General features: G+C 41.6%; 15 protein-coding genes. 1 reads left to right on the top strand and 14 read right to left on the bottom strand.

What is annotated here, in order from left to right; translation table 11 throughout:
• Positions 1–6 precede the first annotated feature (6 nt).
• From BUC10_RS12540 to BUC10_RS12490, 11 genes are all read right to left on the bottom strand, one after another.
• Positions 7–597, bottom strand: a complete 591-nt coding sequence (locus BUC10_RS12540; protein WP_165614900.1) for an RNA polymerase sigma factor — start codon at positions 595–597, stop codon at positions 7–9.
• 175 nt (positions 598–772) lie between these two features.
• Positions 773–1,993 carry a hypothetical protein gene (locus tag BUC10_RS12535; RefSeq protein ID WP_073180188.1) on the bottom strand — a complete coding sequence of 407 codons (1,221 nt, stop codon included), beginning with the start codon at positions 1,991–1,993 and terminating at the stop codon, positions 773–775.
• Between the two features lie 131 nt (positions 1,994–2,124).
• Positions 2,125–2,907, bottom strand: coding sequence for an outer membrane lipoprotein-sorting protein (locus tag BUC10_RS12530; protein ID WP_073180186.1), 783 nt, complete (start codon positions 2,905–2,907; stop codon positions 2,125–2,127).
• Positions 2,908–2,936: 29 nt separating this feature from the next.
• Positions 2,937–5,315: an efflux RND transporter permease subunit gene (locus tag BUC10_RS12525; protein WP_073180184.1), complete on the bottom strand. Its 2,379-nt coding sequence runs from the start codon at positions 5,313–5,315 to the stop codon at positions 2,937–2,939.
• A 187-nt stretch (positions 5,316–5,502) separates the two neighbouring features.
• Positions 5,503–6,096: a TetR/AcrR family transcriptional regulator gene (locus tag BUC10_RS18025; RefSeq protein ID WP_262493201.1), complete on the bottom strand. Its 594-nt coding sequence runs from the start codon at positions 6,094–6,096 to the stop codon at positions 5,503–5,505.
• Between the two features lie 69 nt (positions 6,097–6,165).
• The gene (locus tag BUC10_RS12515; RefSeq protein WP_073180180.1) at positions 6,166–7,215 is read right to left on the bottom strand and encodes an alpha/beta hydrolase; all 1,050 of its coding nucleotides are present in this window, start codon (positions 7,213–7,215) and stop codon (positions 6,166–6,168) included.
• A gap of 50 nt (positions 7,216–7,265) precedes the next feature.
• Positions 7,266–10,583 (bottom strand): CRTAC1 family protein, encoded by a 3,318-nt coding sequence (locus BUC10_RS12510; protein ID WP_084732641.1) that lies wholly within the window; start codon positions 10,581–10,583, stop codon positions 7,266–7,268.
• A 115-nt stretch (positions 10,584–10,698) separates the two neighbouring features.
• A complete protein-coding gene (locus BUC10_RS12505) occupies positions 10,699–12,396 on the bottom strand; it encodes a RagB/SusD family nutrient uptake outer membrane protein (RefSeq protein ID WP_073180177.1) in 1,698 nt (565 codons plus the stop codon).
• Between the two features lie 4 nt (positions 12,397–12,400).
• A complete protein-coding gene (locus BUC10_RS12500; protein WP_073180175.1) occupies positions 12,401–15,799 on the bottom strand; it encodes a TonB-dependent receptor in 3,399 nt (1,132 codons plus the stop codon).
• Positions 15,800–15,996: 197 nt separating this feature from the next.
• Positions 15,997–17,055 carry a FecR family protein gene (locus BUC10_RS12495; protein ID WP_073180173.1) on the bottom strand — a complete coding sequence of 353 codons (1,059 nt, stop codon included), beginning with the start codon at positions 17,053–17,055 and terminating at the stop codon, positions 15,997–15,999.
• Positions 17,056–17,245: 190 nt separating this feature from the next.
• Positions 17,246–17,845, bottom strand: coding sequence for an RNA polymerase sigma factor (locus tag BUC10_RS12490; RefSeq protein WP_073180171.1), 600 nt, complete (start codon positions 17,843–17,845; stop codon positions 17,246–17,248).
• 674 nt (positions 17,846–18,519) lie between these two features.
• Between BUC10_RS12490 and BUC10_RS12485 the strand changes: the two genes are divergently transcribed.
• A complete protein-coding gene (locus tag BUC10_RS12485) occupies positions 18,520–19,773 on the top strand; it encodes an NRAMP family divalent metal transporter (protein ID WP_073180169.1) in 1,254 nt (417 codons plus the stop codon).
• A gap of 8 nt (positions 19,774–19,781) precedes the next feature.
• On the opposite strand, the gene BUC10_RS12480 is transcribed toward BUC10_RS12485, so the two are convergent.
• The 3 genes from BUC10_RS12480 to BUC10_RS12470 form a co-directional block, all read right to left on the bottom strand.
• A complete protein-coding gene (locus tag BUC10_RS12480) occupies positions 19,782–21,725 on the bottom strand; it encodes an OmpA family protein (RefSeq protein WP_073180167.1) in 1,944 nt (647 codons plus the stop codon).
• A gap of 2 nt (positions 21,726–21,727) precedes the next feature.
• A complete protein-coding gene (locus BUC10_RS12475; protein ID WP_245812830.1) occupies positions 21,728–22,705 on the bottom strand; it encodes a PorP/SprF family type IX secretion system membrane protein in 978 nt (325 codons plus the stop codon).
• A gap of 17 nt (positions 22,706–22,722) precedes the next feature.
• On the bottom strand, positions 22,723–25,606 hold a 2,884-nt coding region (locus BUC10_RS12470), incomplete at its 5' end, for a T9SS type B sorting domain-containing protein (protein ID WP_116465774.1).

Genomic DNA, 25,606 nt, shown 5'->3' with positions numbered 1-25,606 from the left:
ACTGAATCAATTAAAGAATGGAAGTGTGGAATAGAACAGTATAATACTCTTGTAATCATCAAAAACCTCGCTGCTTCTCAACTTTTTTATGGAGCGATACACCTGTTTTCTAACGGAGCTGTGATCAATGCCCGCCATATCGGAAATCTCATTATAGTCCAAGCCTAAGGTAAATCTCAGGTACATGATTTCCCGTTGTTTTGAGGATAGGGAGCCCAAAGCTTTCTTTACCAATAACTGCTTTTGCTCATCTATTTCCGAGATGATTCTTTTATCCTCAAAATTATAGGCAGTTCTGAACTCCAATTCCGAGAGTTCTTCGAGGTGGGATTTTTTATTTTCCCGCTTTTGACGCTTATAAATGGCATGTTTTAACGCCTTTAGAATATAGAATTTTATGTTTTTCGGGTCAGAGATTCCATTTCTGTGCTCATACACATCCACAAAAACCTGTTGAATGCAATCTTTGACCAGTTCTTTATTTGGATTTAGCTTGAGGCCATAGGCATACATGTCATCAATACAGAGTTTGTACACCGACTCAAAAGCCTTTTTATCCCCAGTCTTAAATTTTGACCAAATTTTATTCTGATCCATCCGTTCCATCCTGCAAACCTATTGCCGTGCATCAAGAATGCACTGGTCCTAACAAACATATAAAATTATTTTTACCTTGGTTGGACACAGAATCGGTCTAAAAGATTGCAATGGAAAAGGCCCCGACAGAATTGTCGGGGCCTTTTTAGCATCTCCTAGAGTATTGCGATTGCAATCAAAAAAATCTTGAAATTGTAAATCTTAAAAAGCTATCCTGTCTAAAATTGGATAGTATCAACTCTGTATCTTCAATACTGCTAAAAATCCTCGCCTCCACTTCGGCCCTCCAGTTGGAACCAAATCTTCTGGAAGCTTCGAGGCTGAAAATCTTGCTGCTGGATTCAAGATCTGCAATACCTCCAATTAAAATTGAAGTGTCCTGAACATCATTGAAAGCCAACCTGCTCCCAAAAAACACATCGTTTTGAAGTGCATTTAAAGAAAGGTCGTCCCGTTCATCGTATAGGTACTCCCCAAGCAGTCCTATATCCAGGCCATTCCCATCAATATTACTGAAGGTATATTCCAATCCGGCTACCACGGCAACGAAATCTTGGGCGTCGGCATTTCTATAAATGGACTCCAACTTCCACAAAAAGGCATCATGCGTAATCTGTAGATCCAGTCCGGTCTGATGAATTACGGGATAAAAAGCATTGATGTTCCCGAAAGTATCAAAGACAAAAAGTGGTTCTCTTCCAGTACCGTAAAAATGGGAAAGTCCTATATCAAAAATCCCGAAATAGTGTTTCCAACGCAATGCCACATCCTGCCGCCACTCTTCAGCGCCACTTTCATAGCCCAAATCATCCTGATTTATCACGGTTCCAAATCGCAAACGGCCTTCATCTCCTGGAAACGTGCGCTTTCTGTGGTAGGGTAGATAGAAAAAATCAAAAGTTCCCCATTTATCCGTGATATAGCTGAACTGCGCCATAGGTTGCCCGAGTTTTTCCTCGCCATCAAAGGTTTCCACAGCATCGGTTTGGTTAATAACATCCACCAGATGATTACTTTCCGTTACGCCCCAATAGATTTTTTTCAGTCCTAAACTCAATTCCCATTTTCCCTTGGCCTTTTGGTAATAGAGCTCCCGAATGTCCCAATGGGTACGTTCATCATCCCTATCCCATCTAAAAAAACCCGTAAAATTGATACTTTCATAACCATCGTTCCATTCCATTGAATAATCAGGACGAATGGCCAAGGAGGGATAATGGTCTTCTTGTCCTGGGAATTGGGCATCATCCCAGAAATAGCGATACTCGGCCTCCAGTTCCATTTCAAATTCATGATTTACCTTTCGTTTTTCCCTTTTAGCATCCTGCGTCCAGCCCAAGGAAAGGCCGGTAAAAAAAACAACTACCCATACCGATAGCCGATTGTTATTGGTCATATCCTAAATTTCTTATTTTAAAAAAGTCAAAGCCAAGGTATGTACAGACTTACCCATCACAATCACACTAAAGCCCGTAGACGAACTATACCTTGACTTCGACATTCAATCAGACAAAAATGGAACAGAGACTAGCTCCCTGCTCTTTTCAAGGCAACTTCGGTAAAGTCTTCCTCTGCCAATTCCGCCCCAAAATTGTAATCGCTAAATTTCAACAAGGTTTCCTTATTGCTCTGGTGATTGACCATATTAAAGGTCAAGGCCCTCCAAAACTTATTTTTATACAGTTTATAATCGTTGTAGGTCAGGGTTTTTAAAAGTGCATTCTTGCGGTCGTAAAATTCGATTTTCTCCAACCTATACCCTTTACCCTTGTTGTAGGTAACAACTCTTCGGGTATATCCTGATTTTGGATCTACGGGATCCTGCTCAACGACCAACAAATCTCCTTCTTCCTTTAAAAACTTATAGGCATATTTCTCCACCTCCTGGGAAGAAAGATCTTCATAGGCAAACTCACTTCCCACAAATGGTCCTGACTTGTTATTTGAGGAAATCCGCTTTACCCTTTTGATAGAGGGAAGGTAAAGCCACTGATCATCTGCACCCACTTTATGGGTATAGGTAAGCGTAGCTGTCCCTTTTACATCCTTTGGGCTTTCGAAAACAATCAGTGATTTATCACCATCCTCGGTTAATTCCAGCGTACGTGTTGTTAAAAACCGCTCACTGGTCTGTCCGTTCTTGTTTTTCAAGGTCATTTTTAACTCTACTATAGAGCTTCCAAATCCCTCATCTGCCTTTTCGGCCGCTTTAGCAATTTGCAATCCTTTTTCTTCCGCTGATTGTGCATAGACCGCTGTACCAACAAAAGCCGCCGCCAGCATTGTCATTAATGATTTATTTCTTTTCATCTTGTGCTTATTTATGTTAATGATTTGATTTACTTATCCAATTGCATTTGCATTTCGGGTGCATTCACTGTTTCCTCTTCTTTCTTACTCACCAAAATCAATAGTGATGGCAAGAGAATAAAGTCGATGATCAAGGCCGCCAAAATGATGATTACCGTAATTCGGGCCATATAACTGTTTAGCGCGAAGGAAGAGGTGGACAATACAATGAATCCGGCCAAAAGCACGGCCGTGGTTGTCACTAAGGCCTTTCCAACCGTCTCAAAGGCATAGATAATGGCATCTTTGGCATCGTAGCCCAATTCTCTTCTTGCCCTTAAAAATTTACTCATGAAGTGGACGGTATCATCCACAATGATTCCCAATGTCATCCCGAAAACGATGACCATACCTGTATTAATGGTTCCCTTAAGCAAGAACCAAAGTCCAAAACCAACCAATACCGGAGTTACATTTGGAATGATGCTTAAAAATCCAAGCTTTACATTACGCAATGCGATCATAAGTACCAATGAAATAAGGATTAAGGCAATGATATTTCCTTTGAACATACTTTCTGCCTGGCGGAAGCCCAGTTTAGAGAACATTAAGGTTGGACTTACCCCCAAGGAATGCATGGAAGCCGGTGCATTATCCTTGAGCCATTGTTCCGAACGCTCCGAAAAGGCTATCATTTCAGCGCTTGAGTTGTTCTTCAAGGTGACTGTAACCCTTGATTCTGATTTATCCACATTGATTTGGTTGTTCAAATCGAGGCCGAACGGCAGGGAAAGCTCATAAAGCAATAAATACTGGGCCGCTTCCTCCCTATTTTGCGGGACTTTGTAAAAACTTTGATCGTCACCATGCATGGATCGATTCACCCTTCTGGCCACCTCACTAAAGGCGTTTACATGCACTACTTCGGGCTGTTCTTCCAGCCAATCCTCAAAGGCATTTAACTTTTGCAGGTATTCCGGATTATTAATCCCCCCACTTTCACCACTGCCTATAGAGAATTCAACGTTGTAGAAGCCAGTGAGGTTTTCATTGATAAAGTCAGAATCTTGTCTGAACTGTACGGTAGTATCAAAATACTCTACAAACTCGTCGTTAAAGACATTCTTGCTGGCCAAGTAGGTAAGCATACCGATAATAGCCAATGAGATTACAGTAAGCTTTACAGGTTGACGAATTACAAACTCGCCCAGTTTGGTATACATTCCAGGTTTTGGAGCTGACTCTTTTTGAGCCTTTTTGGATTTCCAAATGGGGAAAATGGCCATAAGGGCAGGCAGTGTTGTCGTGGAGAACAAAAAAGCCATTGACATCCCAAATGCCACAATATTACCGAGGTCCCAGAATGGGGGAACGTCTCCATAATTTAGGGTTAAAAACCCTATTACGGTGGTCAAACTTGTAATGAAAACCGGCATAAAATTCAGTCGCATGGACTCAACCAAAGCTGCTTTTTTATCCAATCCATCTTTTCTCACTTTCTGTAAATAAGTGATCAGGATATGAATACTATCGGCCACAGCCAAAGTCAAAATCATGGTGGGAAAAACTGCTGAAGGCGGTGTTAATTTAATTCCGTTAAGGCCCACGAAACCTACTGCACTGATAATCGAAAAAATCACTACGACCAAGGTGGCCAATGTGGCAAAAAAGTTTCGGGTAAGTACCAGGGTTACAATGAGCACTATCAGCAGCATGGCCATTGTGAGCATAAGGTCCTTTTGCGAGGATTCAAAAAATGCCGTATTCAACGGGACCAAACCTGTAGTATACACATCAAATTCAGGGTGTTTTTCCTGAAACTTGGCAATCATTTCCCTAGTGGCAATTGTTACCTCAGGGATTTCAGCAGCACTGTTCTCACCGGGCAACCGAACCGTAATATTGATAGCGGTAACACTTCCTTCGGTGTTAATGATTCGGTGCACCAATAGGGGTTCTTTCAAGGCCTTTTCTCTAATCTCCTTGATTTCATCGTCCGTTTTATTGGCCGAATCATACGAGAGGTCATCTACATAGAGATCATCACCTTGTGCACTTGTATGTTGAAAATTAGTTACTGCATCAACACGCGACGAATAGGGCGTGTTCCAGGCTTCGGCAGTCAACTCTTCAATGGCCGTTAGGTTTTTCCTGGTGAATACGTCCCCATTTTTAGGTGCCAATACTACAATGATATTGTCATCCTTGGTGTATTTTTCCTGAAGGGCATCAAAAGCCTCCAGTTCTGGGTTAGATTCACTGAAAAAAACATGGTAATCTCCATCAAATTCCATTTTTCCCTGAGAGCCGAGTCCCAAAGCTAAAAGTATGGTCAATAGTAAAACAGGCCATTTGTACTTGATTACAAAATTTGCCCAATTTTTCGCAAACGCATTTGCTGCATTTTTGGTTTTCTGGATTGCGTTCATTTATTAAGGTTTATTATGATGTTTAGTTCTAGACGGATTGTTTCGGTTTAATTGGACAGTTTTAATGTAAAAACTTTGTTAATAATTGTCCGGTCAACTTTTAATTTGATACAAGTACTTGAGATTTATTGATTAATCATTATTACATTAATTGACCAGTCATCTATTAAATGGTCAAAAAAAAAAATTAACTGAACATGAATCTTCTCAACATGTCCATAAAATTATCTATAGGAGAAGCACTTTTTAATTCTTTCATGGAGGTCATAGCTCCTTTGCCAGCATCCTCAAAAAATGCAACAACATTTATTGCATCCATATTCCCATCTATCTCTCCGCACTTTTGAGCTTCCTTCACCACTTCGGCTATTTCATTCTGAATGACATTCTCCTTGGTTACAATTGCGGTACGAATTTTTTCGCTATGCTCGGCCATTTCTGAACCAAGGTTACAAGCCAAGCAGCCCATTTTACAATCTAACTCCTCCTTCAAAATAGCACATCGGAACTCGTAAAATTCCAACAGGCGTTGTTTGGGGGACTTGGACTTGTCCTGAAGAATTTGTTTTGCCGGAGTATAGTTCTGTTGAAAATAAACATCCAGAGCCTTTACCGCAAAATCCTCCTTACTATCAAAATAAAAGTAGAACGAACCCTTTGGCACGCCCGCAGCCTGAACGATATCGTTCACGCTTGTGGCATTATACCCTTTGGACCACATGATTTCCATGCCCTTTTCCAAAAGCTCGCTGCACTTTTGCTCTCCTTTGATAGTTTTCATTTCCATTGCAATGCCAAATATATGACCAGTCGTCTAGGTTTCAAATTTAATTAGAAAAATTTAACATGTCTAAGGTGCCATAGGCTGCAGTTCCATTTGCGAAGAATCCTTTTCCCTTACAGGTGTAAGCCCAAGAATTTCTTCAAAAAAATGCTCAGTTTCCTTCTGAACGGCTTCCAAATCCTTGGAAGTAACATAGCTTGTCATTACATGGTCCCCTACATTTTCAAAGGCCACTTTTCTTTTTAAATCGGCTTTTGTGCCCAAGTCATCAAACATTTTTAGCATTGCAGGCACGGAGACCACCTTGTCCTGTATGGAATCGTTTTTATAAAAATAGCCCAAAAAAACAGCTTGATTTACTTCAGAAAAGGTTTCGGTCAACATGGTGTTATCCACCAAGGCCTGCAGGTGTGTAAGGGCTTCCAGCCTATACTTTGTGGTCCAGTATTTTTTCTTTTCCGGTTCCGCCTCATACTCTTGATAGTCGCTTTTCTTTACCAATTTTGCCATTTCTAGGCCCCATGGCCCAGACAGTAATTTGGCATTTGGGTCATAAATCTCAATATTTGGCGAATACAATACCAATCCTTCAATATCCTTGTCTCCCTTTGCTAGATGTAATGCCAAGGTACCCCCCGTGGATGTGGCCATTACTATTACTTTATTTCCCAACTGTTTGGCAACGGCCAAAGCTTCCTTTGCGGACTCCAAGACCTGGTCCGCCGTAAGGTTCAACATGGCTTCTTGCTCCTGCAGTCCATGACCTGCCAATCTGGGTAGAAACAAGTTGCACCCGTATCGTCTGGCTATTGTTTCATGAATTGGACTCCCCTCCATCCTACTAGCCGACCACCCATGTAGGTAGACTATACTGTAATCCGTTTTGGACGGGATGCTATCATACCAGATAATCTTAGCCTCATTGTTTGGTTTAATATTATCCAACACCGCTTCTTTTTGATTCACCCGTTTTTCCAATGCGGTAAGGTCCGAGCTAACTTCAGGCAAGGTGATATCCAAATTTGGCTTTTCCACTTTTGGGCCAAAAAAATAGACCAGGCCCAAAACAATAAACAACAGGAGAAGCCCCTTAAGAATCTTGAAAAGTACTTTCATTTGGGAGTATTTCAGTTTCAGTATGGTCTCAAGTTACAATAAAAATAAAGTTATGGGCTTACTTTTATAAACTGCAAATAATCTGAATTTTTAGCCACCACAATGAATTCCTGACCAGCTATTTTCATAGTTTCCATATCCTTTACATCTCCTGTGGCATAAAAGCCACTTTCCTTACCTGCAATAGTTTGAAAACCTCCCTTACCGTCTCCTTGGAGCAGCAAACCGTTTCCTGCATCATTCCTTGGCGTCTCTACTTCCGAACTATGCAGATTGCCCGCTATTAAAATATCCAAATTCCCATCTTTGGTATAATCGGAAACCAAAATCTGATTAATGGAAGACAATTGGGCCAAGTTGGGCAGTTTGTGCAAAATGAATTGCCCATTACGGTTTTCAAGATATATGCTGGCAAAAGACTTAACCTGATAATGTAGGGATTTGTTTAATTGGCCCTCGGTATACACATCGGTCAACGTAGCTTGGGAAAAGGACTCATAATCCTTGAATTTATCCTTAATACCCGGTATTTGTTGCGAGGAGCATTCCCTTCCCCGAACCGGAAACTTCTCCCCTTCGTTGAAATAACTCAATACAATGTCGTTGGTGTTGTTTTGATCAAAATCATTTAAATAGATATCGAAAGTTTCATCCTCGGTAGCTTTGTACTTGTAGTTCAGGCCTAAATTTCCTACCACATAATCCATATCGCCATCCTTATCAAAATCACCTTGTTGTACGCTAAACCACCACCCTCTGGTATCTTCCAAACCATGGGACTGGGTAACATCCTTGAAATACCCTTGGTCATTTTTAAGCAAGGTTATGGGCATCCATTCCCCTGTAATCATGAGGTCTGTCCATCCGTCATTGTCAAAATCTGTCCATACAGCATCAGTGACCATGCCAATTTTTTCGAGGGATGGAGCTATTTTTTGTGTTGCATCCACAAATCTTACGGTTCCATTTTTACCAATATTTTCCAATAGGTAGCTATTTACCGGTAAAGGATAATTCCCAGGAATCAGTCTTCCTCCAACAAAAAGGTCCAAATCACCATCTTTATCGAAGTCAAAACTGTGGGCCCTTGACCCACTAGTAAACATTTCGGGGAGCGCATCTTCCGATTTTACAAATTTTCCAGAACCCATATTGACATAAAGTCGATCCTGCAACAAAGGAGAATTCTGTGAAAATTCATTCCCTCCGCTAACTACATATACATCATTGTCTCCATCCGAGTCGGCATCAAAAATATGGATGCCCATATCCTCGTGCTGTCTGTCTTCCAAAAAGACATCCAATTTTGCCTTTTCAAAACCTTTTTTGGTCTGAAAGAACACTGAAGTCTCACTATTGGCAGATCCACCAACCACCAGGTCATCCAATCCATTGCCATTTAAATCACCAACAGCCACATTGGGTCCAAACATGGAGGTTTGATGTGGGAGCAAAATCTCCTTATCAAAATCATTATAGAAATTCTCCACATGCCTGTGGGTCACCACAAGATTTGAATCGACAACCTGCCGAAACAGGTTCCCTGTTTTTGAAAGATTCGCCGAGGTTAAACCAGATTCGGCAGCGTCAGCGTAATCCACTATAAGTAACCCATTGATTTCTGGTTGTTTTATCACTTGGACGCGGTCATTAGGCCATGTAATTTTAATAGAGTCCACTACTTGTGCATTCCCAAGACCAAAATGCAATTGCGGTGCTATTGAAGATTGGAAACCTCTGGTCAAGGTCATTTCTTGATATTGTTGCAGTTGATTGGCGTAGACCACAGTCTTGGCACCAATTCCATAGGTATTATGTTCGGGGCCTTTGAATTTTAATGTTAGGTGATTGTTCTTATGCGAACTCTTGTTTTCAAAAATGGTGGCATGATCATCAATATTGTTGGTAACAATTTCCAAATCACCGTCATTATCCAAATCAACATATACAGCACCATTGGAAAAACCCTCATGCTCTATACCCCATATTTCATTTGTCTTTTCAAAGGTGAGATCACCCTTATTCCTAAAGACAAAATTGTCTATTTTCTCGGATGGAATGGCAAGGCTTTTTTGCAATGAACTATCCAAAGACACTCCTGTTTTCTCAATTTTTTTAAAGAAATCCCGGTTGTTGATTTCCCTTCGGGTACCATTGGAAATAAAAATATCTTTCCATCCGTCGTTGTCCAGATCGGCAAACAAAGGTCCCCAACTCCAATCGGTTGAAGATACCCCAGCCAAACGGGAAACATTACTGAAATCAGGGATGGAGTCCAACAGGTTTCCATTGTTCATCTGAAGGCTGTTCTGCATGTATTGGTAGTGGAACCCTGTATTGACCGTACTCCAAAACAAATCTGGGTTCATGCTTGCCATATTGGCTTTGGCCCTGCGGTTAATTTGGGCGGTCATATCCACCTGAAGGATATCCAACAGCAAATCGTTGTTAAAATCGGCAATATCAACACCCATGCCATAAAAGGAGGTGTTTTTGGTTACTTTTTTTACTTGTTCCGAAAATGTACCGTTTTTATTGTTGATGAAAAGATAATCCGGTGTACTGAAATCATTGGATACGTAAATATCGGGCCATCCATCCTGGTTGAGGTCGCCAACTGTGGCACTTAAAGACAGACCGAAGGTTTTCAATCCCGCTTCCTCAGTTACATCCATGTACTTCCCGTCTTCAAACTTAAACAGTCTATCCGTTTCACGCTCTTTTGGGAATTTTTGCTTGAAGGCATAAAAATAGTTTGGAGCATTAAAGGGTGTTGGTGGATAATTGGCCACGTACAAATCCAGATCGCCGTCCCGGTCATAATCAAAGAAGGTGGCCTGTACACTGTTACTGGAATCGTCAATACCATATGCTGCGGCCTTCTCTGAAAAGGTATTATCGCCATTGTTTATAAACAACTGATTTTCCTTGGGTTTGAACTTACCTCCCACAGAACAATAAATATCCAAATACCCATCATTATTCACATCGGCCATGGTAGTGCCGGTATACCAGCGATCATCGCCGGCAATTCCAGCCTGCTCCGTGATATCCTCAAACTGCATATTGCCTTTGTTGAGATAGAGTTTATTGGAAACCATATTCCCGGTAAAGAAAAGGTCTATCAATCCATCATTATTGATATCTCCTGCGGACACGCCACCGCCCATATAGATATAGGCGTAGGTAAAATAGTTCAGGGAATCGTTTTCAGTAAGATTATTGGAAAAAGTAATTCCGGTTTTGGCACGATCTAACTTTGTGAAAATCTTTTCAGCTACCTCACTATTCGGGTCCGGTCCTTTTTTACAGGTAATAAAAAATAGGGGGGCCAATAAAAAAAAGCTATTTCTTAGGATAATGCGCATTGTAATGAATTTGTACAAACAATATACTGAGACCTAAAAATGTCTACAAAAAAACAGGGCATTTTAAGAAAAATGCCCTGAGCAGCTAAACTTAAACTAATAAACTCAACCTAACTTAAAATCCGTCGTTCTGTTCGAGCACTCCTCCACTTAAATCTATAGCATTGATAGGGATTGGCATCAAATCCATATTTGGGGCATAACTGCCTGCCTTGGTGCCAAAATTCTCAATGGTTCGGGCTTCGTTCGTAACATAGGTATTGATTACGTCCGGTGCCACACCCCATCTTCTTAGATCAAATAAACGGTGTCCTTCCATAGCTAATTCCAAACGTCTTTCAAACCGAACTGCCGCTCTGGCAAAAGCTTGGTCTGGAAAAGATACATATGGTTCTATTTCATAATTGGCGGCATCTTGGAATACGCCATCAGAAACTTCTTCTTTCACATAGGTCATACCTTTTGCACGATTCCGTATTTGGTTCACATAATCCAAAGCTTTTGGTAAATCGTTGTTTTCAACGGCCACCTCAGCAGCCATTAGCAATAAATCGGCATAACGCATGATATGGTAATTAATACCTGAATGCTGTTGTCCCCAAGCACCAGTTCCTACGTTGCCGTTCTCTCCTGCTTGGTATACGTTTTTCTTGGGTAGATAAGGTCCTGAAATATCGGCAAAACTTGCTCTGATCCAGTCTTTACCAATATGAGGTCCATAACCATTATAGTCTATTCCTCTACGTCCAACCGTATAGTCCAATCTTGGGTCTAGCGGGCCAGTATGAGGTGTAAACGCATCCTCACTTTCTACACCGTAGTCATTTTCCACATCGGTCTGGTTAAAAGTATCCAAAAGCGGAAGTCCAGTACCATCAGTTTGGTAAGCATTCACCAAATCTTGGGTTGGCTGATAAAATCCACAACACGACCCAAATGGTCCCGGGTTAGGGAAGTTCAAAGTACCACCTCTGTTCCCGTTCAGGGATTGACCCGAATCTGTAGTAAACTGAATCGCAAAAATGGATTCAGAACCGTTATCCCCTGCCAAACTGAAGTTATCCAAGAACTCTGAATTCAATGAATAGGGTCCGTTAGCGATTACATCCTCGAACAAAGGTCCTGCTGCAGCAAAATCGGACTGAAACAAATGTGCCTTGCCCATAAACGCTTTGGCCGCCCAAGAGGTAGGTCTACCAACATCGCCCTGCGTAGCAGGAAGATTATCTATAGCGAACTGAAAATCTCCCTCAATCTGCTCCCAAATAGGGCCCGGATTGGGTTGATTAAACTCCTTGGCATCAAAATTCTCATCGGATATGTACGGCACATTTCCATAAATTTTCTGGAGTTCAAAATTAAAATGAGCTCTTAGAAAACGTGCTTCCGCCAACTGTGAATTAAAATCTCCTCCTTCAATGGAATTGATAAGGGATATTACCGCATTGGATCTATTGACCCCTGCGAACAAACCGTTCCATTTCCCAAAAATATAAGGGTTGGCACTGGTCCAATCAAAGGTTTCCAGCAAGAACAAGTCCGCTTGGTCACCATCTGTACTTCCTTTATGGGCATCGTCCGCGATAACATCAAACCACCAGTTATCTCCACTAACGGTCCAATCAGATGCACCTTGGTTGTTACGAATACCATCCAAAGTTGAATAGGCGCTGGCCAGCAATAAGCTAACACCCTGTGAGTTTTTGAGGTCATCATCGCTTAATGCCCCTACCGCTGGCACGTCGGTAAAACTATCACTACAGCCCAATGCCAATGCTATAAGGGCCATAAAATAAAACAATCTCTTTTTCATTTTTTTAGAATTTTGTATTAACACCTATAGTAAAAATCTGCGATACAGGGAATGTTTGGAAATCGATTCCCAAGGATAGGTTATCATTTGAAATCACTTCAGGATCAAATCCTTCGTAACCAGTTATGGTAAACAAGTTCGTGCCTTGAACATAAAGTCTAAGCATGTCCATTCCCAATGATTCCGAGATGTTCTCAGGGAAGGTGTAGCCTACCTGCAAGTTCTTCAAACGCAAGAATGAAGCATCCTCAACAAAATAGGAATTAGGTTGTGTCTCCGCATTGGTAATGGTCTGGCTTAATGCAGGTAGTGTAGCGTTGGTGTTGGACGGCGTCCAAGAATCCAATACACGGGTACTTCTATTACCATTAAAGAAAGTTGGGAAATCTGTAAATATCTTTTCGTAGTTATATACTTCATTTCCTTGGGAACCGGAGAAGAACAACGAAACATCGAAGCCTTTATAGTCCGCATTAAGGTTAATACCATAAGTGAAATCTGGATGCGGAGAACCAATAAAGGTCCTGTCGTTTTCATCGTCAATCGCACCATCACCGTTTACATCTCTATATGTAAAACGTCCGTTGGAATCAAATCCGGTAACTTCCCTACCATAGAAAGAAGAAATTGCCCTACCAACTTCGGTTCTGGTAACGGCACCACCCCTTAGGTTGGTCCTACCTACCTGGAAGTCACTGATCAGACTTTGTACTTCATTCTTATATCTAGAAATATTGGCTTGAATACCATAATTAAGTCCGTAGTCCGTAGATCGGTTATACCCGATTGCAAGGTCGAAACCTGTATTTTGAACATCTCCAAGGTTCACCAAGGGGGCAGCAGCGTCGATAGCAGTAGTACTGATCAAACTATTATCCCTTGTAATCAAATCTTTAGTATCGATGTCATAGACTTCAAAAGAGACGGACAAATCATTATCAAATAAGCCCAATTCAACACCAAAGTTGGTCGCCTGGCTGGTTTCCCATTTCAAATCTGGGTTTCCTACTTGACTAAACAAAACTCCTGTGGAAATCGTACTACCATTAAAGGCATAGTTGGCCAAACCTTCATTTAGGAACGAACTGTTAATTGTTGGATTGGCAATAGGTAAAGATTGGTTACCCAATTGACCCCATGAACCAATAACCTTCAAACGGCTAACAATACCATCTTTTGGGAAAAAGTCCTCATTGCTAATTAACCAACCTGCACTAAATGATGGAAAAGTCTGACTTTGGTTATCTCCAAGGAAACGTGATGTTTTATCACGACGAACTGTTGCCGTTCCAAAGTACTTCCCAGCATAAGAATAGGTCGCGGTACCGAATAACGAGAACAAAGTGGTTCCTGCATCAAAAGCGCTATCTACATTTGGTGTTCCAGTACCATTGCTTATCAAATAGAAATCTGGTGACTCGAAAATGTACCCATTACGGCTAATTTGTTGTCCCTTACTTCCATCCTCCACGGCCTCCACACCAAGCAAAACGTTAAGATTATGCTCTCCAAAAGCTTTTGAATAATTCAAGGTATTGTTCCATGTCCAGTTAAAGTTCTCTACTTTTTGCACCGCCAAAGTATTGGTACTTAAAGGCTCTACGTGCTCTGGATCCAACGCCTGGAAACGTCTGCTGTCAAAAGTTTCAATGTTACCACTAATTGTAGTCTTAAAGGTAAGTCCTTCATAGATTTCCGCAGATAGATACACATCTCCGAACACCCTGAAAATTTTGTTGAAATCATCTTTGGCTCGCTCCAAAGTGGCCAATGGGCTTCTTGAGTTACCCAAACCACCAGCACCAGTACCGGCAATGTTCCCATTGTCATCCCGAGCAGGAATCAATGGACTACTACGCAAGGCTTGGTTTACAGGTGTAAAAGCTCCAGGAAATTCATCAATATTACCTGCAGTATTGGTTCTAGCCCCAAACACACCTCTTTTGGTGTTGGAGAACGAAGCACTCAAGTGCTCACCGATAACCACCTTGTTTCCGATTTTAAATTCCGAATTTAATCTTGTGGTTCCCTGCTTAAATCCTGTATTGATAAATACCCCTTCTCTATTCAAATAATTGGCAGACAAGAAGTATTTTCCTGTTTCGTTACCATTTTGGATGGAAATCGACGCGTTCTGTGTTTGCCCATTTTGGGTAATCACATCAAACCAATCCGTACCTCCAGGAGCTACGGTAGCACTAACCGGTTCGCGGACGATAGGATCGTATGAGGCCACTCTTGTATAGCCTTGCAAAGTACCAGGGACAACGGCGGAAGTACCACTACCATATTGAGGGTGGGTAACTTCTGCTCCATCGTTTGCCAAACTCTGGAATATCATATCGCCATGTTGCTGTGCATTTAAAAGCTCCGGTACATTTGCGGCTCTCGAAATACCAGTATAGAAATCAAAGGATACCACCGGCTTGTCTTGATTGTAACCACCACCCTTGGTTGTTACGATAACTACACCATTGGAAGCCCTTGCCCCATAAATCGCTGCCGCACCATCTTTTAAAACGTTGATCTGATCAATGTCAGCAGGATTGATACTGTTCAGTACCGTTGGGTTTTCTGTTTGTACCCCATCTATAATGTACAATGGGTTTGTATTATTACTTGTACCAAAACCACGAATAGTAATCTTGGGAGCAGCTCCAGGGCTACCCGCGTTGGTCACGGAAACACCTGTAACCCTACCTTCCAGGGCTTCAGCAGCGTTCACGATCGGTGCTTTGGTAGCTTCAGAAATGTCAACAGAAGCAACGGAACCGGTTAAATCCCCCCTAGTTTGGGAAGCATATCCAAGAACAACCACCTCAGAAAGTTGGCTGGAATCTTCCGCCATACTCACATTGATTGTTGTTTGTCCGTTTACTGCAACTTCTTGCGTTGCAAATCCAATATAACTAAAGACCAATGTTGCGTTCGGATCAGCAGAAATCGTATAATTTCCATCAAAATCCGATTGGGTACCATTTGAAGTTCCTTTCACAACAATATTGGTTCCGGGAAGCGCAAGTCCATTTGAATCTGTAATAGTCCCGGTAATGGTAGTCTGCATCACCAATTTTGGGTTCTCATCATCGGATTTAGGCTCTGGAATCTTTTTTACAATAACAACTTGCCTATCGTCTATTTTAAAACTTAAGTCGGTATTTCTAAAAGCCCGGTTTAAGATATCGGTCAACTTTACGTTCCGTAATTTCAACGATATCTTTTTGTTTTGATCAATTACATCATCCTTATAAAAGAAAATGTACTCTGTTTTTTCTTGAATTTCCTTAAACAGATCTTCAAGAACCACCTCGTCTACGTCTATGTCAATTTTGGTCTGCGCGTAAGATGTATTCGCGTATACGGAACCAAGACCAATTCCGATCAATAAAAGAAGAACTCTCATAACTGTCCACAAATAAGACCTCAAGGGCTTTATTGTACCTAAAGGACTGAGGTTAGCAATTTTATTCATATTTTAGTTTTTTTATGTTAGTTAATGTTGCTGCACGGAAATACTGCAGCGATGTTTGCTTATTGCCAGAGGATGTTGGCGCATCTTCTGGTTTTTTTTTGGTTTTTCACGTCATATAGTTTTGTGCTTTAGTTAATACTAATTTGATTGTCATTTTGCTTGGTATATTCAAAGTTTGCGGTTTCCTTAATTATTTTGACAACGTTCTCTACATCATCCTTTAGATCCAGATAGCCAGAAAATGTCTGTGCTTCCAAAACCTCATCATTGATAACGATATCAACGTTGTAATACCTGGATAATCTCTTCATGATATATTTGAGGTCATCCCTCTTGAAAATAAACACACCTTCCCGCCAAGAAAAATACTTGGTCACATCCACCTTTCTGGATTTGATGGCATTGCCATTCTTAAAATAAACAGATTGGGTACCCGGTGTAATTTTCAACTTCTTAGTACTGCCGAAAAAGGAATCTTCCTTGAAACTAACTGAGACGCTTCCACTTTTCAGCGTAGTACTTATACTTTCATCATCGGGATAGCTACTGACATTAAAGACGGTCCCCAACACCTCAATCTCATGGTTATCGGATTTGACAACAAATGGTTGTTTTTTGTTATGGGTCACATCAAAAATACCCTCTCCTTCAAGATAGACCTCACGGTGTTTTCCTTTAAAAACTACGGGGTAAACTAATTTCGAACCCGAATTTAGCCATACTTTACTCCCATCAGATAATTCAATCTGGGAACGTCTACCATAGGGTACTATTAAGGTATTGTATACAACTACGTTATTTTTTTCCGCTGCTTGGTCCAGTTGCTTTGAAGACCCGATGGTAACCTGACTTCCTGAATCAGAGTATTTGATATCCGAATTCTCCTCACCAATATTGATGTTTGTATCGCCATCAAGAATTAGGGTGACGTCTTCCGAGTTTTGGGAGTCTACAAAATGCTCGGTAGCTTTCACATAGTCTTCAATGGAGGATGAGTCATTGGTATAACCGTAGAAACCGAGGGACCCTAAAAAAGTAATGGAGGCAGCAGCCCCAACCACATATTTTACCCGCTTTTTATTACGGTTGTATCTAAATATGGAATTGGTAATCCGTTGCCGCAACCTTTCCTTTTCTTCCCTATTAATAGTGGAAGTGTGTTCTTTGGACGTTTTTTCTTTGTTCATTTTGTTGGTTGTCCCCAGTTGGTTTTGGATAAATTATCCAATAGGTATAGAAGCCCTACATATATATAAGCAACCTAAAACTGATTTATAGACAATTTTTTTAGACTTTTTTTAAGAAACTGGCAAAAAACATGGGGTGATTAGTTGAATTTTGTCAAAAAACCTTGAAAAACAACAAGTTATAATTTTACTAAAATAAGCCCCCAAACAGCTTCATAACAATAAGCAATGGCACGACTATGTTTTTCCGAAGGGATTTTATAGCACGATAAATTATTGTTCTTGAGGTCTCAACGGAAGTATTCATTATTTCGGCAATTTCCTCATAAGATCTCTTTTCATTAAACCGTAGGGTAAGACCTCGTTGCTGTCTTTTGGTGAGGAATTGGGATGCTTTTTGCAAGCTGTTAAGTTTTAACGCGGTTCGTTCCTGAGCAATGATGACCTCCTCAGGTGAAGGAACATAATTGAATTGTACGCCCTTCCCATAGGTTTCGTTTGCGATTTGGGGTAATGCTCCCTTGCGTTTTGAGACAATCTTGCGCTTCAAGGAACGCATCAAATAGTATTTGACGTTGTCCGTTTCCGAAAGTCTTGATTTGTACTTGTATAAGTCCAAGAAAAGATCGTGTATGCAATCCATCACCCAATTTCGGTCTTCCGTAAATTGCACGCCATATGAAAAAAGGTCGTCAACAAAAATGTCATATACCCTACCCAAGGCAATGATATTTCCATTCCTTAATTCATTCCATAAGTATATTTCTTCCTTTTTTTGATTATCCTCCATAATCCGAACTAGATTTCACTAAAGGGGTTGACCTCCTACAAGAACATAAACTCCCAAAAAAGGGTTTGTCTTGAACGCTAATTCCGTCTTAGTGGCTTGTTTTCCACTAAGAATCGTAATTGTGCAAAGCTTTAAGATGGTTCTGTTACATCAGTCTTATGGGCAGGTATAGTATACACAACCCAATACTGAATTCTTCCAAAGTGAAATCAGGACGGTAAAGGTCTAAGAGTCATAGTCATCATTGTTTTGAGTTAGATAGTTTTAGCGTCGTGCATTTAACAACCTTTCCAAGTTCGATAAATGCATATTTTTAAGTTAATTATTCATAAATATATAAAAAATGATGTGAAATTTTGTTAAGATCAATTTGACCACCCCAGACCAACCTCTGGATAAACGAAATCGTTTTAAATTACTACACAGCGTAAATCAAATATGAAACGTAAAACCTTGGTTGTTTACTTTTTACGCTGATTCTTGGAATTTCACATTTATTCCCTCCCAACTTAAGAGTATATCGGGGCTTGTCCCTCTTTAACAGCACGGACACTTTTATCAGTTCCGAGTTCGTAGGGTTTTTGAACTCTACTTTTCTACACAGCTGCAATTCAACCCTATTTTAGAAGTCTAACGAAATAACCTATTTTCGTTAACAACAGTCAACAAGGTCTATGTCTCAACTTAAAACGCTTTTAAAGAATCTTGGACCAGGTCTGCTCTTTGCAAGCATGGCAATCGGAACATCACATTTGGTCCTGTCCACTAAGGCAGGTGCACAGTATGGATGGGTGATGGCAATCCCAATAATCTTGGCCAACATATTGAAGTATCCTTTTTTCGAGTTTGGAATCCGATATACCAATGTTACCGATAAAAGTCTCATCCAAGGCTATCTTAATCTTGGGCGAAAATATTTATGGATCTATGCGGGTGTCACTGTGGTCTCCACTTTTACCATATTGGCAGCTCTTTACATCGTTACGGCAGGTCTTCTCATGAACCTATTTGGAATTTCCGGGGTTGGTGAAGGTATTGTAGCTCTTTGTCTTTTTGTTTTCATCGGGACCATTCTGATTATTGGCAAATACCAATTTCTTGAAAACTCCCTGAAAGCGGTCATATCCATTTTATTTGTAGCACTATTAATCACAACAGTAATGGTCATTAATAAAGGAGTTGTTCCAGGATCAGAGAGCTACCAACGCCCAGAAATCTTCAACGAAATTGGCATCTTATTCCTTATTAGTCTTGTGGGATGGATGCCGACGGCTGTGGAAGCTTCGGGATGGGTAAGCCTCTGGAGCATGGAAAACCAAAAGACCATGAAGGAAAAACCCAGTTTAAAAGAAGCACTTTATGAATTTAATGTAGGGTATATTATGACCGCCCTATTGGCCGTATTCTTTTTGGTAATTGGATGGATGACACTTTATGGAACAGGAACGGAACTAAGTGGCAATGCTGTAATTTTTGCAGATCAGGTGGTCAGTCTGTTCACTACACATATTGGCAACTGGGCCTATTTTTTAATCGCAGTGGCTGCCTTTGCCACTATGTTCAGCACATGTATGACCGCCCATGATGCCGTTTCAAGGGTGAGTCTGGACGTGCTCCAAAAATTATTTCCCGAAAAAATGGTTTTTAGCAGTCAACATTCGTTCGCAATTACCGTGGTGCTCATGGCTCTTATAAACTGGATCGTAATTGTGGGCTTTGGCGCACACATGGGCAGTTTGGTAGCTTTGGCAACCTTTGTGTCCTTTGTAATGGCCCCTTTGATTGGCTGGATGAACCTTAAAACAGTAATGGGAGAAGATGTTCCCTCTGCGCTACGACCAAAAAAAGGATTGCAGTTCCTTACCTATTTGGGGATGCTCTTTCTGGCCTTGTTTGCCCTGTATTATTTCTGGATGGTCATTTCCTAGCCAATAGCTTAGTCGAAAAGCACATTGTCGTTGAGCACTACAATCAGTGACCGTTGATTCTGCTGGTGCAGCATCTCCAAACAGAACACTCCATTGGTACAATTGTTCAGGATCTTATCCTCTCCATAGCCAACGGAATACAAGATATTTGTGTTTGGAACTCCCTTGTTAATAAGGTATTTTTTGATTGCATCCGAGCGTCTTTGGGTCAGTGTAAAGTTAGTACTGCCACCTCCTCGACTATCCGTATATGTTTCTATCCGTAATTGAACCGAAGGAAATTTTTCCACAAACGATACCACTTTATCAAGTTCCGCCTCTATGTCGGGGGTCAGTTGGGTTTTACTTCGTCCAAAAAAGAACTTCTTTAACTTCACCACAGTCTGTTTCTCCCTTTCCTCCACCAAGTCATCATAAGAAGAAATTGGAATATTATATTCCGAGGTCCCCAGATCCTCCAATTCCTGCTCTGTAAGTTCCAAGTGCAGTTTGGAGTACCGCTCCTTAGATGATTCCAAAACAAGGCTTTTCACCCATGGAATCTCTATTCTGTAGGAACCATCAGCTCCTGAATAGGACTCGGCGAGCAGTTTACCCTCATCGTCAAACAATCTTATCTCGGCCTTATCCACAAAATCCTTTGGAGAATTTCCCTTGACTACCTTGCCCTTAAGGGTCAGTGTTCTTAAACCGGGCTTTTTGTCAACTTTGAAGCCGTAGATATCGTCACTTCCTTTACCGCCATTTCTGTTCGAGGAAAAATAACCCAAAAGCCCTTCTCCTTCATTTCGCATAATAAAACCAAAATCATCCTTATCGGAATTGATGCCGTTACCCAGGTTTACCGGAATACTAAAAGAGTCCCCTTCCACATTGGACTTATAGATATCCATCCCACCCAAACCATAAAACACATCTGAGGAGAAGTAAAAACTATTTTCAAATACATATGGAGCTATCTCATTACCAGGGGAGTTGATACGTGGTCCCAAATTAATTGGAGCTGACATAATTTGTCCGCGGTTAGTGTGCACATAGTAAATGTCTGTTCCTCCGTACCCATCCTCAAAATTTGCAGAGAAATACAATTTATCATTTTTCTCATCATAGAAAGGATAATAGAATGAAGTGCTCAAGTCCTTAAGAAGCAACCGAAATGGGCCATCTTTGACCTGCATTCCAATGGCAAGAGCATTTTTACCATTTTCGTTAAACGCCAAATCCCCTCCATTCGTGTTGGACAACACGTAAAAGATGCTTTGTAGCTTTTGAGAATAAAAAGGAGTGGCTTTATGATAGTCAGAATTAGGGATTTCCTCAAATGCATTTACAGCATCCACTTGTCCCGATGGTTTCAGAGTCCCTTTAAAAATATTTAGATATCCTTCTCCTGTTGGAACATATCTTCGCTTTTTATCTTGGGTTCTACCACTGGAGAAAAGCAAGTTGCCCTCGTAAAAAGAGGGTGAAAAGTCCGATTGGCCGCTATTGGCTTCCAAATTAAAGATTTGGAAGTCCAAAGTTTCATTATTGCTATTGGCTAGTAATTCTGAATTAAACTGCAAATTCTCAAGAAACTCCTGATCGAAACTAGAAGATTTAGTGGCTAAGAAAGCTTCCATACGATCTCTATTTGAGGTCTTGGAAAAGCTCTGCAACATTTTATTAAAATGATGGTTTCCCAGCAGTGTGTCCTTCTTATAAAGCTCGAAATATACTTCTGAAGCTTTATCAAAATCATTGGTCTTGTAATAGGAATCGGCCAAGTTTAAATATTGCTTTAAACTAATGGTTCCCTCGGTCAAATCTTTCTCGTAGGCAGCTATAGCTCTTTGGTATTCGTATTGAAAAAAGTAATTGTCACCTTTGGAAGCCTTACTTTGGCCATATCCTACCGAAAAGACAAATACAAGGCCAAACAATAAGATAAATATGTTCTGTTTTTTCACCATAACTAGAAGAATCTAGGAGAATCTATTTGCTTTGGTTTACCCTTAAGTTTCTTGTCCTTACTTCTGCCTCTAGAGCCTCTATTGGACCCTTCTCGTCCAATATAAAACTTCAAAATAGCCTCATGCGAACCTCCACTGAACTCGCCCAATCCATTTGTATTGTAATCATAGGAATAACCTACAAAAAGTGAATTGGAAACTTGAATACCGGCCAAACCACTCACCGCATTGTCAAAGCGATATGACCCTCCTATCGTTAAGGCATCGATAAACTGAAAATTCGCAGACAAATTCACGTTTACGGGAGAGCCTTGCAAATAGTTGATCAAAAGCGCGGGCTTGAACTTGGTTCTATCCGCTAATTGAAATACGTATCCGCCAATGAAATTGAATTGCAAGTTGTCCTCAACTACCGTGGCGACCTCGTCATTATAGAGTCCGTTGGTTAGGAAATTGGGAACCGAAAGTCCCAAGTACCAATCTTCCTCATACATAAAAAGCCCTGCCCCCACAGTTGGATAAAAGTTACTAAAATTATCACCAACTATTGAAGGGTCCGAGGGGTCCACAAAACTCCCCTCAGAATAGTCCAAATTCAAAAAGGACCCTCCTGCAACCATTCCAAAAGACAGTTTGGTAGCATCGGTGAGGTTCACCTGATACGAATAGGATACATTGGCAAAAGTTTGCTTTGACGGACCAAGTTCATCGAGGACCACATTGAATCCTATTCCTGTACGTTCATTGGACAAGGGAACATTTACCCCCAATCTCATAGTGGTAGGTGCACCAGGAATATCTACCCATTGGGCCCTGTACAATCCCGAAATATCAGGATCTTCCACTGTACCCACATAAGCTGGATTGAAACTTCCTATGTTATACATGTATTGGGTATACTGAGGTTCCTTCTGCGCCCATGAGATGCCAACCATCCCGATGAACATGAAAACCAATAACTTATATGGATGTAATTCCATTTTTCGAGGCATATGACCTATCTGATTATTTGAATCCAACCTTTAATAATTTCCGAACCGTCCCCACGTAAGTCCAAGACGTAAAAATATGTGCCCTTTGGCAAATCTCCTCCACTTCTTGTTCCATCCCAAGAACTATCATATCCCTGCATCTCAAACACGCTATTGCCATATCGATCAAAAACCTGAAGGTTGTTATTCGGAAAATCTTGGTGATTGACAAGCACCAAAGTATCATTGATTCCATCCCCATTGTTCGGAGAGAAAATGTTGCACAAGGTTCCAGGAGTCTCACAAGGGCTTACATTCACCTGAACGGAAACTGAAGCCGAGTTGTTGGAAGTCACCCCATCTATGGGGAAAGAGCTTGTTATGGTCGCAGTGTTCTGCAGCGCCCCTGGCACAATTACGCGAACTGTCAATTCCAAGGTAATCACCTGTTCCGATGTCATTTCAGCGATATCCCAAATACCCGTTGCCGGATCATAGTCACCAGCGGAAGCAATATGGGATACGTACTCGAAACCAGTATCCCCTCCAACCAATTCGTTCACCACAACATCCAGTACCCTATCCATTGTTGTATTTTCCAGGGTAACGGTGAACGTAATTTCGCTATCAACCAAAGGGGTTAGCCTATTGACTTCTTTGGTGATGGCTAAATCTATTGGATCAGGGTTACAGGCCGGAGTTAGGAACGGATCACAATCATCCAATGGATCCGAAGCATTTTCCGGAATAGCAGCAGTTGATGGATCGTCTACAACTAGTACTTCCTCTCCATCTGTAAGCCCGTCGTCATCCGTGTCTGCATCATTTGGAGATGTCCCTAAACTAAGCTCCTCTCCATCCGTAAGTCCGTCACCATCCGAATCAACAAAACAATCACTTACGGGTATCGTAATCTGAATCGAACTATCCACGCAAGGGGCAACTGCTCCTGTTGTGGTGAACTCAAAAACATAATCTCCATCCGGGAGTCCCTCAAAATCCACAGTATTACCAGAACCTATGGACAATGCGCCAGCAGATGGGTCAGTAATTATGGCCCAAGAACCTGTATCTTCACCGGTCAAAGTATCATCCAAATCAATAGTGGTAGGGCCTCCATTTCCTGCAACGTTGCAAGCTATTGTGTTAACAGGAGTTCCTGTTGATGGACTTGGGTTTATTGTTGCTACCACCTCTGTTCTTACGGAATTACAGCCATTCGCAGAAGCCTCAACAAAAAAGGAAGTAGTGCCTGTTATACTAGGTGTTTCAAAACTATTGCCAGTACCTAGAAGGGTACCACCCGTTGCACTGTCGAACCAGTTAATATTTGCTGTGTCATCGCTGGAAGTGGCCATTAGGGTCAGTGTTCCTTCTCCGCAACGTGAATCTGGGGTCGTGCTAGCTATATCAGGGGTCGTGTTTAGGACCAGGGTAACGGTTAATGTAGGGCTGGCGCATAAGTTTGCAGCATCATAGAAAAAACCAAAGTAAGAACCTGGTGCAATTACATTACTACTTCTATGTGCAATTACCTCAAGCGGGTCGGGGTTCGTACTCCATGTCAGTACACTTCCTGGAGGTGCAGAATTGGTCACATAAAGATCCAAATCCGCGGAAACCAAATCACAAAACTCCAATGGTTGGTTGGTATCCAAACTAGGTGCTGTAGTTCCTGCGTCACAAGGTGTTGAGCAATCAATTACGCTTATTGTAAGCACTGAATTTTGGTTTACACAAGGTGCTACCGCTCCAGTGGTCGTATAGGTGAATTCATAATCACCTTCCGGCTCCCCGTTGAAATTTACAATGTTACTCGGATTAATGGTAATAGAGGCTCCTCCCGGTGCACTGGTCAAAGACCAAGTTCCAGCGTCGGCCCCGGTTAGTTGATCATCCAAATCTACAAGGCTGTTACCTTCACTTGAACTACTACAAGCTGATTCATTAGTGGTGGTTCCGGCTGAAGGTGTGTTACTTGCCGTAATCGTGACCATCAATGTAGGACTTGCACAATTATTTAGAGCGTCATAAAAGAACCCAAAAAAAGTTCCCCCTGCAGTTATGGTGCTCGTTGGGAGAAAATCCGCAGTGACTGCTGTATTAGAATTTGTACTCCATCTCAGTGTAGATTCAGCCGGAGCCGCATTGGTAACATAATTATCCAAGTCTTGCACAAAGGCGTCACAAAATTCGGTAATCGCCAAGGCATTTAAAATTGGAGCCGTAACGCCTGCACTGCAATTATCATCATTGTTAATCGTAATGGTTGCAGTATCGGTAATAGTAACTGGCAATGCAGTACTTCCCAAATTTTGCATTCCAATAGTCAAAGTCTCATTTCCCTCAATTATGGCATCGGCAATCGGTGCCAAGTTAAAATTCTCCTGCTCGCCCGCAGTACCAGCAAAAGTTAAGGTTTGAAGTAAACCTGTATAATCGTTATCCACAAGTGTTGCCGAACCATCTGTAGAAAAAACCTGCACTGTAAATCCACCTGTCACGGAAACATCCAGTGTGGCGGTTACTTGAATATTGCCAGCATCTTCGTTTCCACTGGCATTCGCGATAGTCACTGTTGCAACGTCGTCGTCCGCATTGTCCACAGATACCGCCTGGTCCGCCAGCGCATCGAAGGCATCATCGCTTAGCGCATCGTTGACGCCGACCGTTATATCATAGTTCTGGGTGCCGTCCACAAGTGCATCGTCCACACCGGTGACCGTCACCGCCTGGGGCGTGCCGAAGTTCGCCGGGGTAAAGGTCAGTGTCGCAACGTCAACGGTACCCTCCCCCGTATCGCCGGAGGTCACCGTAAGCACAACGTTCGTCAAAGGCTGGCTGTCAAGCACAACCGTGAAGTCGTCCGTGGTGCCACTCTCCGAGGTCGCCGTCGAACCGCCGCTCTCG

Source organism: Flagellimonas flava (genome assembly GCF_900129665.1).
In the GTDB taxonomy this organism is placed as follows: domain Bacteria; phylum Bacteroidota; class Bacteroidia; order Flavobacteriales; family Flavobacteriaceae; genus Flagellimonas; species Flagellimonas flava.
This window is presented reverse-complemented; position numbering and strand designations above follow the sequence as displayed.

Coding starts and splice junctions, on each gene's coding strand:
- BUC10_RS12535 (WP_073180188.1), bottom strand. CDS start 1,993: ATGACCAATAACAATCGGCTATCGGTATGGGTAGTTGTTTTTTTTACC.
- BUC10_RS12500 (WP_073180175.1), bottom strand. CDS start 15,799: ATGAGAGTTCTTCTTTTATTGATCGGAATTGGTCTTGGTTCCGTATAC.
- BUC10_RS12515 (WP_073180180.1), bottom strand. CDS start 7,215: ATGAAAGTACTTTTCAAGATTCTTAAGGGGCTTCTCCTGTTGTTTATT.
- BUC10_RS12485 (WP_073180169.1), top strand. CDS start 18,520: ATGTCTCAACTTAAAACGCTTTTAAAGAATCTTGGACCAGGTCTGCTC.
- BUC10_RS12495 (WP_073180173.1), bottom strand. CDS start 17,055: ATGAACAAAGAAAAAACGTCCAAAGAACACACTTCCACTATTAATAGG.
- BUC10_RS12540 (WP_165614900.1), bottom strand. CDS start 597: ATGGATCAGAATAAAATTTGGTCAAAATTTAAGACTGGGGATAAAAAG.
- BUC10_RS12510 (WP_084732641.1), bottom strand. CDS start 10,583: ATGCGCATTATCCTAAGAAATAGCTTTTTTTTATTGGCCCCCCTATTT.
- BUC10_RS18025 (WP_262493201.1), bottom strand. CDS start 6,096: ATGAAAACTATCAAAGGAGAGCAAAAGTGCAGCGAGCTTTTGGAAAAG.
- BUC10_RS12530 (WP_073180186.1), bottom strand. CDS start 2,907: ATGAAAAGAAATAAATCATTAATGACAATGCTGGCGGCGGCTTTTGTT.
- BUC10_RS12525 (WP_073180184.1), bottom strand. CDS start 5,315: ATGAACGCAATCCAGAAAACCAAAAATGCAGCAAATGCGTTTGCGAAA.
- BUC10_RS12480 (WP_073180167.1), bottom strand. CDS start 21,725: ATGGTGAAAAAACAGAACATATTTATCTTATTGTTTGGCCTTGTATTT.
- BUC10_RS12505 (WP_073180177.1), bottom strand. CDS start 12,396: ATGAAAAAGAGATTGTTTTATTTTATGGCCCTTATAGCATTGGCATTG.
- BUC10_RS12475 (WP_245812830.1), bottom strand. CDS start 22,705: ATGGAATTACATCCATATAAGTTATTGGTTTTCATGTTCATCGGGATG.
- BUC10_RS12490 (WP_073180171.1), bottom strand. CDS start 17,845: ATGGAGGATAATCAAAAAAAGGAAGAAATATACTTATGGAATGAATTA.